The sequence below is a fragment of the Arcobacter sp. F155 genome, assembly GCF_004116455.1.
Lineage (GTDB): Bacteria > Campylobacterota > Campylobacteria > Campylobacterales > Arcobacteraceae > Halarcobacter.
On record NZ_PDJU01000008.1, the window covers coordinates 1 to 11,982 of the forward strand.

The following is an 11,982-nucleotide window of genomic DNA, read 5'->3' on the forward strand; positions in this document are numbered from 1 at the left end:
TTTGCCCGATATAATACCAACACGCAAAGATACCACTAAGAGTAAAACCAAACGCAACACCATTTGTGTGTAAAGGTCTTAATCTACTGAAAGTACCATATTCACCTGCTAGGTTATTTAAACCTGGAAATGCAAGTTGAAACGCTAGTATAACACCAATAGTCATACCTATGATACCAAACAGAATTGTTGCAAATGTAAAGGCTTTTGCAATTGAGTAATCATACTCGATTTGTGCACCGTTTTGCATCAATCTCCTCCTACTAATTTTTTATACAAGTCACTATTTTGTCACTTATCATCAAATATTAGCCAAAGGGCTATAAAATTAAGCTTAATATTTTAGTTTTTTTTTTAAGTTTTGTTTAATTTTTTGAAATAATCAGTACCATAATGATACTGATTATAAGTGTAGTTTTAGAAGCTGTTTTTTAATGCTTGTAAAGCTTCTTTTTTTAGAGTCTTTTGTTTTAGATCTTCTCTTTTGTCATGTAGCTTCTTACCTCTAGCAACTGCTACTTGAATTTTCACCATATTTTTAGAATTAAAATAGAGTCTTGTAGGTACTAATGTTACACCATCTTTAGTAACTTTTGCATGTAGTTTATCAATCTCTTTTCTATGTAAAAGTAACTTTCTACTTCTTCTTTCGTCTGGTCTAAAAGTCGAGTGTGCAGTACTTAGGTGAGTAATATGCATATTTAAAACATATACTTCATTCTTAATAATTCTAATATGAGAATCTTTTAAGTTTACTCTACCATCTCGTATAGACTTAACTTCACTTCCTTCTAAAGCAATACCTGCTTCTAAAGTATCTAATATTTCATAATCATGATATGCTTTTTTATTTTTAAATGTTAAGTTTTTTTCTTTAATTTTTGCCATTGTTCACCTTAAAAAATGAGCTTCCACTTCCACTAAAAAACCAATCTTTTTTCTCAAATTCTTCTAGTTCATTATAGATTGATTTAGCAGGCTTATATAAATCATTTGCTGTGCTTATGCTACTATCTTCTAGTATTTGTGTTGATTTTTGACTAAAAAGCTTAAGTACATTCTCTTTTTTTTCTTCATTATAAAAGTTGGCTCTAAACTCCCTAAAAATCATTGCTGTATCACATTCTACTTTAGGGGTTACTACTTTTATATCTAAAATCTCTTCATCAAATTTTTCTATTTTTTCACCAATACCAGAGACATTTGCACTATCATATTCATAAACAAAAAATGGAACATCAGCTCCAATTTGAACTGCAAGAGCACACAAATCGTCTTTTGAAAGTCCTAGTTTACACTCTTCATTTACCATAATCATAAAAGTAGCAGCATTTGAACTTCCACCACCAAGACCTGCAAATTCAGGGATATTCTTTTCAACTTTAACTTTTTTATTTTTAAAATATTCTTCAACTTTAAAAGATACATCTTTTAAAAGTAAATAAGCCTTATAGATAGTATTCTTTTTTAGCTCACAGCCAAAGTTACCTTCCAGTGTAAACTCTTCACAAGCTTCATCTTCAAAAGATACTATGTCATATAGTGAGTGTACCCTTACAAATCTAGAAGCTAGTTCATGATAGTTATCTCTTTTTCCAACTATCTTTAAAAAGATATTTACTTTTGCATATGACTTTTTTGTAACTGTCAAAGGTTCACCTTATTTAGAAGATATTTTACTTCATTATCAATAATTTGGATTATACTGAAAAACTCTTCAAACTTAACTATATAAGTACCCTCTTCTTTATTTTCTAAAAACTCTAAAGATATCTTTTTACCATTTTCAAAAAAGCTTTTTTCACCTGTATAAATATTATGTTCAATATCAAGATAATCCAATGGATTTAAATCTTTTTCATTTTCATAAAAGAACATACCTTCATTTAATCTATTTAAATATGAAAGTGTTCCTTTTACATCTAAACTTTCAAGTAGGATTTGAGCTAAACTTCTAATATATGAACCTTCACTAACTGTAGATTCAAAAGTTATAAAAGGATGATTGTATGAGATAAATTTCGTATCAAAAATCTGCATTGAAGACTTCTTCATCTTCACATCTTTTCCTTCTCTGGCTAAATCATAAGCTCTTTTACCATCTATTTTTTTAGCAGAAAATTTAGGAGGATAATATTCATGTATTCCAACTAGATTTTTAATCTCTCTTTTTATATCATTTACATCTAGTCTTTTTTCATCATTTATACTGATAACATTTTCTATATCTAAAGACTCAGATGTAGTTCCAAGCCAAATCACAGCTCGATAAGTTTTAGGAGTTTTTTTAAGATAGTTAAAAAGCTTTGAATATTGACCAAAAGCTACAATCAGACATCCACAAGCAAAAGGGTCAAGGGTTCCAGAGAAACCTGCTTTTTTATTTCTGTATTTTCTTTTTATCTCATTTAAGTATGAGTTTGATGTTCTAAACATAGGTTTGTTTACAACAACTAACTTATTTAATGGTTCTTTATCGTATAGTTTTTTTTGCATTATTTATATTAAATCTTTTCTACAAATGAAGATAAAATATCTCTTCTTGTACCACCAAAATTAATTGTAAGTTTATAATCTTTTCCAGCTTTATTTGCTTTTTGAACTCTTCCCATTCCAAAAATCTTGTGTTGTACTAAATCACCTTTTTTATATGAAGAAGTTTTTTCAATAGTTAAACTTCCTTTGATAAGTCCAGATTCACTTAAAAATCTACTTTTAAGTAAAGAAGCTCTTTTCCCTTTATAAAATCTAGAATGAACAAAAGACATAGTTAATGTATCCATTGCTCTTGTAATAGCAACATAACCTAATCTTCTTTCCTCTTCAATATCACTTCCATCTCCAATAATAGGGAAGAAACCTTCTTCCATACCGATGATAAATAAATGCTTATATTCTAAACCTTTTGAAGAGTGAATACTCATCATAGAAACAGACTGCTCTGTTAATTCACTTTGTTCTGATTCTAAAGCAATTTCATTTAAAAAGTCATCTAAGTTCTGATGTGGATTTTGAATAAAGTAATCTCTAATATATCCATAAAACTCATCTATATTTGCTTGTCTATCAAAACCATCTGGAACATTATCATATGACGCTCTATAATCAAAAGTATCTTCAAAGGCATCTAAAAATTTCATTTTAGACTCTTCTAAAGTATCTCTTAAGTCCATAATTGAAGCCATAAATACTTTTAAAGTTCTTGAATTCTTTTTACCCACAACAGCTGCAAGTTCATCTGGCTCAAAATCTTCAATAATATTAAAAATAGGTCTTTTAAGTTCTATTGATTTTGCATCAAGCTTATCAATGGTAGTTTTACCAATTCCTCTTTTTGGTTTATTTACAATTCTTTTAAAAGAGAAGTTGTCTGTTGTATTTGTTAGAACTCTAAAATAAGCAATTAAATCTTTAATCTCTGCTCTTTCATAGAACTTCATTCCACCAATAAGTCTATAGCTAAGTCCTGCTTTATTGAAACCTTCTTCTAAAGACCTTGAAAGTGCATTTACTCTAAATAAAATAGCAATATCTCTAGCGCTTTCTCCACTTGCAACAAGTTTTTTGATGTCATCAGTGATTTTTCTTGTCTCTTCATTTTCATCAGAAGATTCATATACTTTTACACTATCACCCTCTTTTCTTGTTCCAATTAGCTTTTTACCAAGTCTGTCTCTATTGTGTTCAATAAGTTGGTTTGCATGATTTAGGATTGTATTTGTTGACCTATAGTTATCCTCAAGTTTTACAATCTTTGTACCTTCAAAATGCTCATGGAAATTAAGGATGTTTTTAATAGTTGCACCTCTCCATCCATAAATAGATTGGTCATCATCACCAACAACACAAATATTATCATGGGTAGAACACAATTTTCTTAGAAGTTTATATTGTAGTTCATTTGTATCTTGATACTCATCTACCATTACATATTGATACTTCTGACTAGTCTCTTTAGCTAGTTCTTCATTTTGTTTTAAAATCTTATAAGGAAGTAATAATAAATCATCAAAGTCAACAAGGTTATTTTTTAATAAATAAGCTTCATATTTTTCATATATATCTGCAATTTGTTGATAAATTTTCAGTTGAGCTGCAGCTTTTGCTTCAGTTGGAGTTATTAAAGTATTTTTATATTTTGAAATTTCACTTACAAGTAAAGAGGTTGTTATCTCTTTATCTATTGATTTTAGTATTCTTTTTTTATCATCTGTATCTATAATTATAAAATTGTTTTTTCTTCCTAGTTCACTCATATGAAATTTCAAGAAAAGAAGTCCAAATTTGTGAAAAGTACAAAGTAAAGGTGGAGTATTTACAATTGAAGTATCTATCATAGAGTAAGCTCTTTCTCTCATCTCAGTTGCAGCTTTATTTGTAAATGTTAGAGTCAAAATTGAACTTGGGTCAATTCCAATTGAAATAAGGTAGGCAAGTCTTGTTGTAATTGTTTTTGTTTTACCAGAACCAGCACCTGCAAGGATTAATAAAGAACCGTCAATATGCTGTGCAGCTTCCCTTTGAGACTCATTTAACGATGATAAAGAATTTTCTAACATTTTTACTCCATTTACCTAAAAAAAATAGTATGTTTTTAAATATTGATTATTAATTTAATAAGGTAATATATTAGATTATAGCATAATTTGTTTAAATTAATTACAGTTCTTAATATTTTTATTTATAAATAAATGTTATTATAATCATTAAATTTTTTAAAGGCAACAAGAATGTTAACGGATTTTGCGAAACTCGAAACTTTTTTAACAGTTGTTAGAGAAAAGTCTTTTTCAAAGGCATCTGCCAAGTTAGGTATTTCTCAACCAGCAGTTACTCAACAAATGAAGTTCATTGAAGACTATCTTGATGTGCAAGTAGTTGATAGAAAAAAGAACGGTATTAGACTTACAAAAGAGGGTCAAATGCTTTATTCTATTGCACAAAAAATCGAGAGATGTGTAAACAATGGAGAAAAAGAGTTATTAAAGATTATGAATAAAGATGTAACTTTTTTATTCGGTGCTTCATTTATTATTGGAAACTATATTCTTCCAAGATTTTTAAATAACCTGAAAGAAAATATTAACAATGATGTTTCTATCAATGTTTCTGTTTCTCACAAAGCAATTGAAGACTTATTAGATAAAAAAATTGATATGGCATTAGTTGAAAACTATATTCCAGATGATGATATTATTTATAGAGAGTGGATGGATGATGAAATTGTAATTTTCTCAAACCAAAAACTTCCTGCAAAAGCAAAAGCTAGTGATTTATTATCATATAAATGGGTATGTAGAAACCCTGATTCTCATACTAGATTAATTTTCAAAGAGTCGTTAGAAAAAGCAAACTATCCAGACTGTGATACATTTGATGTAACAAGTGAAGTTACAAGTGCTACAACTATTGTACAAACTGTTTTACACTCAGATAAAAATGAAACTCCAACTGTTTCTATTGTATCAAGAAATGCAATTGAGTCTCTACTTAAAGCAGGTGCTTTATATGAGTCAAGAATTGGAAATCATAAAATGTCTAGGAAGTTATATATTGCTTATAGAAAAGATAGAAAACATGATGCATTTATAGAAAATGTTGTTGACTATTTACTTAAAATCAAAGGATAAATACTAAGATTTATATCTTAGGTATTTTTCCTTCCCTAATACTTCAATCCTTCTTTGATTAAAGCTTTTCTTATTTTACTTATTTGTTGATGTTTGTTTTTGCACCACATGGGAGCTAATAAACTGCTATCATCTATTCCAGCAGTTACTCTTTGAATAGAGATATTTTCAGGCATTCTTTTTATTGACTCAACCACTGTTTCTATATATAGTTCTTCAGAGATAGGAGTAAAGTCACCTCTTTTAAAATCTTTTGTTAAAAGAGTATTTTTAACCACATACAAAGGGTGAAATTTAATAGAATCAACATCTAAAACAATAGTCTCATCTAAAGTTTTTAGCATCATTTTTTTATCTTCATCTGGTAAACCATAAATTAAATGACCACAAACTTTAAGACCTTTCTCTTTAGTTCTATTAATCCAATACCTCATATTTGAAGCATCATCACCTCTATTTATTTTCTCTAAAGTTTCATCATAAAAAGATTGTATACCATACTCTACCCAAATCTCTTTGTCAGCACTTAATTCTTTTAAAAAATCAAGGATTTCATCAGTCATACAATCTGTTCTTGTACCAATAGAAAGACCTATTACATTATCAAAAGATAAAGCTTTTGTATAAAGAGCTTTTAAAGTCTCTAGTGGAGCATAAGTATTAGTAAAAGATTGGAAATAAACAATATACTTCTTAACACCAAACTTATTTTTTAGCCTATCTCTAGTCGCATTAAATTGTAATTCAAGCTGTTTTAGTTGATTTTCTAAAAAAGGGTTTTCTTTTACATTAGGATTTAGTTTGAACTTTGGTTTTCTCTCAGTAAGATTTGGAGAGAAAGAGTCATTTTCACAAAAGGTGCAACCACCCTTTGCTACTGTACCATCAATATTTGGACAAGTAAAACCACCTATAGAGATAGGTACTTTATAAACCTTATGTCCAAATTTTTTCTTGAAGTATCTTCCAATAGTTAATACTTCTCTATTTTGATATTTAATTTTATTTTTTTTATTTTGTAACGAAATAGTCACCATCAAAGCTTTCTAGGGCATAATTAGTACCTTCACCAATTGACTCTTTTAAATCTTCAATTGATAAATACTCTAATGTATCTGCCTCAATAAATTCACAAATTTCCTCTTTTGTCATTCTGTGAGAGATTAACTCCTCTTGGTTTGGAGTATCAATCCCATAATAACAAGGGAATTTAATCTCAGGAGATGCCACTCTAAAGTGAACTTCTTTTGCTCCCGCTTCTTTTAACATCTTAACAATTCTTTTAGAAGTAGTCCCTCTAACAATAGAATCATCAATTACCAATAAAGATTTACCTTCGATTAAAGATCTCATTGGAGAAAGTTTCATTTTAACTTTCATATTTCTCATTTCTTGAGTTGGCTCAATAAATGTTCTTCCCACATAGTGGTTTCTAATAATTCCATACTCAAATGGAACTTTACTTTGTGCAGCATATCCAAGTGCAGCAGGAACTCCTGAATCAGGAACAGGAACAACCATATCTACTTTGATTGAGTTTCCTTCATCATTTTTAGCTAAAGCTTTACCCATGTTCTCTCTAGTTCTATATACATTTTTACCATCTATTACAGAATCAGGTCTTGCAAAATATACATATTCAAAAGCACAAGGTCTAAACTCTGGCTCAAATAACTGGATTGACTCAGGCTCATCATAACCATCAGCAAAAATTAACATTTCCCCTGGTTTTACATCTCTAATAAATTCAGCATCTACTAAATCAAAAGCACAAGTTTCACTTGCAACAATGTATCCACCAGTTTTTATTCTTCCTAAAGATAATGGTCTAATACCATATCTATCTCTAATAACAAACTGTTTAGATCTAGATTGGATAATAAAACAATATGCACCTATTGTTTTATTAAGTCCCTCTTTAATTCTATCTCTTAATCTTTCATGGCTACTTTTTGCAATCAGATGGATTAAGTTTTCAGTATCCATTTCTGTTTGAAAAATTGCACCTTCTTCTATTAGTTCTTGTCTAACCTCATTTTTATTAATAAGGTTTCCATTGTGAACAATAGACATTTCACCTAATTTATACTTTGCAGAAACTGGTTGAGCATCAAAAATAGAGTCTCCACCTGCTGTAGAGTATCTATTATGACCAATTGCCATATTACCTTTTAGATAGTTTAATGCTTCATCAGTAAATACTTCAGAAACTAATCCACTATCTTTTTTAGTATAAATTTTTCCATCACAAGATGATGAGATTCCTGTTGCTTCTTGCCCTCTATGTTGCATAGAGAATAGAGCTAAAGAAGCAAGTCTAGCGGCATTTTCATTACCATAGATTCCAACTATTGCACACATTTATTTAACCTTTAAAAAAAAATGAAAAGTGAACTTGAGTGCTGAAATTTCTTTTCACTTTTAATATTTATTTATTTTTTATTTTATAGACCTAAACAGTCATTGATTGAGTAAAGCCCAGGCTCTTGTTCAACAAGCCATTTTGCAGCTTTAATTGCACCTTTTGAAAAAGTATTTCTAGCAGTTGCAGTGTGATGTAATTCAATAAATTCTCCATCATTATATAGTCCAACAGTATGTCTTCCTACAATATCACCACCTCTTAAACTCATAACACCAATTTCATCTTTTGTTCTTGCACCAATTTCACCATCTCTACCAGATACTCTAACTGCATCTAAATCTAAATCTCTAGCTTTTGCAGCATGCTCTGCTAGTGTTAAAGCAGTTCCCGATGGAGAATCAACTTTATATCTGTGATGTTGTTCAACAATTTCACAATCAAAATCTTTTAATGCTTTACTTGCAAGTGAAACAAGTTTATTTAAAACTGCAACACCTAAACTCATATTTGTAGCATAAAGTACTGGTACTTTTTTACTAGCTTCAATTAATAGGTTTTGTTGATGTTTATTAAAACCAGTTGTTGCAATAACTAATGGTTTAGTACCACCGTTTTCAACGATTTCTTCAAGTAGGCTTTGAGTTGCAACAGGTGCACTAAAGTCAATAATAACATCACTTGAATCTAATAATACTTTCATTTCATTTGTAATTACTGTATCTTCTGGCACAGTTTTTGTTAACTTATCAAATACATGACAAGCTGAAAGTTTTGCTTCGTTGTCAACTTGTAAATCATCGATTAAAAGAGAACCAACTCTCCCTGTACTTCCTACAATACCTACATTTATCATAAGATTTTCCTTTTGTTATATATAATAATATTAATTAGTAACTGTAATTATACAAGCTACTTTTTTAAAAAGTTTAATGAAGGTGGTATAGTACTTAAAAAGTACTAAGTGTAAGGTTAATTAAAAAGAAGAAAGAGCAATTCTTTCTTCTTTTAATCAAGTGTGGATTTTATCCTAAGTATTCAATAATATCTACAGCTGCTGTAGCACCATCTGCTGCGGCACATACAACTTGTTTTGCTGCTTCAATTCTAACATCACCAGCTGCATATAATCCTGGTACATTAGTTCTCATTTTAAGGTCAACAATAACTTCTGTTTGTTCATTTACATCACAAAGATATGAACCATCATCTTGCTTTAAAGCATCACTTAATACATTTCTTCCAACAAATACAAATACACCAGGTACATCTAGTTGTCTAGTTTCACCACTCTCTTTTGATTTAACAATAAGTCCAGTTACTCCCATGTTGTCACCGATTACTTCTTCTACAGTAACATTTGTAACTTCTTCAATATTTTCAGCTTTTTTCATGTGTTCAATTGTACTTGGAGCAGCTCTATATGAATCTCTTCTATGTACTAAATAAACTTTAGAACAAATTTTAGAAAGGTAATAAGCTTCCTCTAAAGCAGTATCTCCACCACCAATAACAGCTACTTCTTTATTTTTATAAAAGAATCCATCACAAGTTGCACAAGTTGAAATTCCTCTTCCAAAGAACTCATCTTCACCTTTGAAACCACCTTTTTTAGGAACAGAACCAGTTGCTAAAAGTACAGATTTTGCTTCTTGTTTAGAACCATCACCTAACTCAACTTCAAAGTTATCTCCAGCTTTTCTTACTTTCATTACTTGTTGCATCTCATGTTTAAGACCAAATTTCATAGCTTGGTCTGGCCAAGTTTGCATTAACTCCATACCAGTTACAACTTTTTCTTGTCCTGGATAGTTTTCAATTTCACTACTTCCAGTAATTTGTCCACCTGGCATACCCATTTCAAACATTGTTACGTTATTAAGTCCACCTCTAGTTGCATATAAACCAGCAGTTAAACCAGCTGGTCCTCCACCAATAATTGCTAAATCTAACATTCATGATCCTTTTAAATATTTGTTATTTTATACTAAGTTAATTATCATTTATATCTATTTTGAAAATAAATGATACAAAATTATAAGTAAGAGTTTAATAAATCTTAAATGATAATTTTTATCCTTTAGTAAAATTTATCGTATTTAACTATAATCTTTCTAAACAACTGCTTTAATGAATAACTATTCAAAAAAATTTAACTATTTCTAAGGTATTATACAAACTTTCAAATTTAAGGGGTATAAAATGGAATTTTTAGACAATATTATATCAACTGCCTCAGATTTTGTATGGGGTGTACCTATGCTAGTTTTATTAGTTGGTACAGGTTTATTTTTAACAATCAGATTAAAAGGTATGCAGTTTTGGGCTTTAGGTCATGCAATAAAACTTATTTTTACTAAAGAGAAAAATGCAGATGGTGATATTTCACACTTTCAAGCTTTAATGACAGCTTTAGCTGCAACTGTAGGAATTGGAAATATAGTTGGGGTTGCTACTGCAATTACTTTTGGTGGTCCAGGTGCAGTTTTTTGGATGTGGGTTACTGGACTTGTAGGTATGGCAACAAAATACTCAGAAGCAATCTTAGCTGTAAAATATAGAGAAAAAGGTGAGAATGGATACAAAGGTGGTCCAATGTACTACCTATCAAAGGGATTAAATATGCCAAAACTGGCTTTCCTTTTTGCTCTTTTTACAATCCTTGCCTCATTTGGTATTGGAAATATGACTCAATCAAATGCAATCTCAAATGCACTTTTTGCACAGTTTGAAACACCATCTTGGGTTACGGGAATTGTTCTTTTAACTATTACTTCTTTTGTTGTAATTGGAGGAATTAAATCTATTGGTAAAACAACATCAATATTAATTCCTTTTATGATTGTAATTTATTTAGGAACTTCTTTGGCAATTATCGTTACAAACTTTGATAAAGTTGGCGATGCTTTTGGAATGATTTTCTATTATGCATTTAATCCAATTGCAGCTGGTGGTGGTTTTGCAGGAGCAGCAGTTGCAGCAGCTATTAGATATGGTATAGCAAGAGGTGTTTTCTCAAACGAATCAGGACTTGGTTCTGCTCCAATTGCAGCAGCAGCAGCAAAAACAAATGACCCAGCAAAACAAGCACTTGTATCAATGACTCAAACATTTATTGATACTTTAGTTGTTTGTACTATGACAGCACTTATTATTCTTATGGCTCCTATATGGCAAACAGGTGGAAGCGCAGGAGAACTTACATTAAGGAGTTTTGAATATTTCTTAGGTGATTTTGGAGCAATTGTTATTGTTCTTGCAACTGTTTTATTTGGTTATTCAACAATTCTTGGATGGTCTTATTATGGAGAAAGAGCATTTGAATATATCTTTGGGGATAAATCAATCAAGCTTTACAGAATAGTTTTTGTAAGTTTTATTGTTGTTGGAGCAATGATAGAGCTAAAACTTGTATGGAATTTCTCAGACTTAGCAAATGGTCTTATGGCTATTCCAAACTTAATTGCCCTACTTCTATTATCTAAAATTGTTTCAGAAGAGACAAACAGATACTTTAAAGAAAGAGCATAAAAAAAGGGAAAAGGCTTTTGCCTCTTCCCTTCTATTTATATTAATATTTTTTATGCTAAAGAATTGATTTTTTCTGCTAATGCTTGCTTAGAAGTAGCACCAACCATTTGATCAACAACTTCTCCATCTTTCATGAAAATAATTGTTGGAATAGATCTAATTCCATATTTTACAGCTAAATCTTGTTGTTCGTCAGTATTTACTTTACAAATATTTGCTTTACCTTCAAACTCTTCAGCTAATTCTTCGATTACAGGAGCAATCATTCTACAAGGTCCACACCATGGAGCCCAAAAATCTACTAATGAAACACCTGAGTTAACAGTTGACTCAAAATTCTCTGGAGTTAAATCTATATACTTACCCATTTTTAATTCCTTTTTTAGTCTTAAAATTACTAAATTATACAGTCAAAAACTTTAAATAAACTTGGCTAAATAAACTTTACGTTAGAATAAA

12 protein-coding genes are annotated in these 11,982 nt (G+C 30.1%); 2 read left to right on the forward strand and 10 right to left on the reverse strand.

The window, feature by feature from the left end; genetic code table 11:
- The 5 genes from CRV03_RS09220 to CRV03_RS09240 form a co-directional block, all read right to left on the reverse strand.
- Positions 1-250 (reverse strand): cbb3-type cytochrome c oxidase subunit I (locus CRV03_RS09220; RefSeq protein WP_258239055.1); only part of this gene is annotated, 250 nt, incomplete at its 3' end.
- A 167-nt stretch (positions 251-417) separates the two neighbouring features.
- Positions 418-888 carry an SsrA-binding protein gene (gene smpB, locus CRV03_RS09225; RefSeq protein WP_129084849.1) on the reverse strand — a complete coding sequence of 157 codons (471 nt, stop codon included), beginning with the start codon at positions 886-888 and terminating at the stop codon, positions 418-420.
- Positions 875-1,651 (reverse strand): 4-(cytidine 5'-diphospho)-2-C-methyl-D-erythritol kinase, encoded by a 777-nt coding sequence (locus CRV03_RS09230; RefSeq protein WP_129084850.1) that lies wholly within the window; start codon positions 1,649-1,651, stop codon positions 875-877. Before CRV03_RS09230 ends, smpB begins: the two co-directional genes overlap by 14 nt.
- A complete protein-coding gene (truB, locus tag CRV03_RS09235) occupies positions 1,648-2,496 on the reverse strand; it encodes a tRNA pseudouridine(55) synthase TruB (protein ID WP_129084851.1) in 849 nt (282 codons plus the stop codon). The genes CRV03_RS09230 and truB overlap by 4 nt, the downstream gene beginning before the upstream one ends.
- 8 nt (positions 2,497-2,504) lie before the next feature.
- Positions 2,505-4,559 (reverse strand): ATP-dependent helicase, encoded by a 2,055-nt coding sequence (locus tag CRV03_RS09240; RefSeq protein ID WP_129084852.1) that lies wholly within the window; start codon positions 4,557-4,559, stop codon positions 2,505-2,507.
- Between the two features lie 171 nt (positions 4,560-4,730).
- Between CRV03_RS09240 and CRV03_RS09245 the strand changes: the two genes are divergently transcribed.
- Positions 4,731-5,630: a LysR family transcriptional regulator gene (locus tag CRV03_RS09245; protein ID WP_129084853.1), complete on the forward strand. Its 900-nt coding sequence runs from the start codon at positions 4,731-4,733 to the stop codon at positions 5,628-5,630.
- A 35-nt stretch (positions 5,631-5,665) separates the two neighbouring features.
- On the opposite strand, the gene CRV03_RS09250 is transcribed toward CRV03_RS09245, so the two are convergent.
- The 4 genes from CRV03_RS09250 to trxB form a co-directional block, all read right to left on the reverse strand.
- Complete coding sequence (locus tag CRV03_RS09250) at positions 5,666-6,667, reverse strand: TIGR01212 family radical SAM protein (RefSeq protein WP_129084854.1); 1,002 nt, start codon at positions 6,665-6,667, stop codon at positions 5,666-5,668.
- Positions 6,642-7,991 (reverse strand): amidophosphoribosyltransferase, encoded by a 1,350-nt coding sequence (gene purF, locus CRV03_RS09255; RefSeq protein WP_129084855.1) that lies wholly within the window; start codon positions 7,989-7,991, stop codon positions 6,642-6,644. Before purF ends, CRV03_RS09250 begins: the two co-directional genes overlap by 26 nt.
- Positions 7,992-8,074: 83 nt before the next feature.
- On the reverse strand, positions 8,075-8,848 hold the full coding sequence (gene dapB / locus CRV03_RS09260; protein WP_129084856.1) for a 4-hydroxy-tetrahydrodipicolinate reductase: 774 nt from the start codon (positions 8,846-8,848) through the stop codon (positions 8,075-8,077).
- A gap of 169 nt (positions 8,849-9,017) precedes the next feature.
- Positions 9,018-9,947 carry a thioredoxin-disulfide reductase gene (trxB, locus tag CRV03_RS09265; RefSeq protein WP_129084857.1) on the reverse strand — a complete coding sequence of 310 codons (930 nt, stop codon included), beginning with the start codon at positions 9,945-9,947 and terminating at the stop codon, positions 9,018-9,020.
- 247 nt (positions 9,948-10,194) lie between these two features.
- On the opposite strand from trxB, the gene CRV03_RS09270 reads away from it, so the two are divergent.
- Positions 10,195-11,523: a sodium:alanine symporter family protein gene (locus tag CRV03_RS09270; RefSeq protein ID WP_129084858.1), complete on the forward strand. Its 1,329-nt coding sequence runs from the start codon at positions 10,195-10,197 to the stop codon at positions 11,521-11,523.
- Positions 11,524-11,573: 50 nt separating this feature from the next.
- Here the strand turns inward: CRV03_RS09270 and trxA are convergent, their stop codons facing one another.
- On the reverse strand, positions 11,574-11,891 hold the full coding sequence (gene trxA / locus CRV03_RS09275) for a thioredoxin (protein WP_129084859.1): 318 nt from the start codon (positions 11,889-11,891) through the stop codon (positions 11,574-11,576).
- Positions 11,892-11,982: the final 91 nt, after the last annotated feature.

Excerpts from the sequence above, each read along its gene's own strand:
- smpB (WP_129084849.1), bottom strand. The coding sequence starts at position 888 with ATGGCAAAAATTAAAGAAAAAAACTTAACATTTAAAAATAAAAAAGCA.
- truB (WP_129084851.1), bottom strand. The coding sequence starts at position 2,496 with ATGCAAAAAAAACTATACGATAAAGAACCATTAAATAAGTTAGTTGTT.
- CRV03_RS09240 (WP_129084852.1), bottom strand. The coding sequence starts at position 4,559 with ATGTTAGAAAATTCTTTATCATCGTTAAATGAGTCTCAAAGGGAAGCT.
- CRV03_RS09245 (WP_129084853.1), top strand. The coding sequence starts at position 4,731 with ATGTTAACGGATTTTGCGAAACTCGAAACTTTTTTAACAGTTGTTAGA.
- CRV03_RS09250 (WP_129084854.1), bottom strand. The coding sequence starts at position 6,667 with ATGGTGACTATTTCGTTACAAAATAAAAAAAATAAAATTAAATATCAA.
- purF (WP_129084855.1), bottom strand. The coding sequence starts at position 7,991 with ATGTGTGCAATAGTTGGAATCTATGGTAATGAAAATGCCGCTAGACTT.
- dapB (WP_129084856.1), bottom strand. The coding sequence starts at position 8,848 with ATGATAAATGTAGGTATTGTAGGAAGTACAGGGAGAGTTGGTTCTCTT.
- trxB (WP_129084857.1), bottom strand. The coding sequence starts at position 9,947 with ATGTTAGATTTAGCAATTATTGGTGGAGGACCAGCTGGTTTAACTGCT.
- CRV03_RS09270 (WP_129084858.1), top strand. The coding sequence starts at position 10,195 with ATGGAATTTTTAGACAATATTATATCAACTGCCTCAGATTTTGTATGG.
- trxA (WP_129084859.1), bottom strand. The coding sequence starts at position 11,891 with ATGGGTAAGTATATAGATTTAACTCCAGAGAATTTTGAGTCAACTGTT.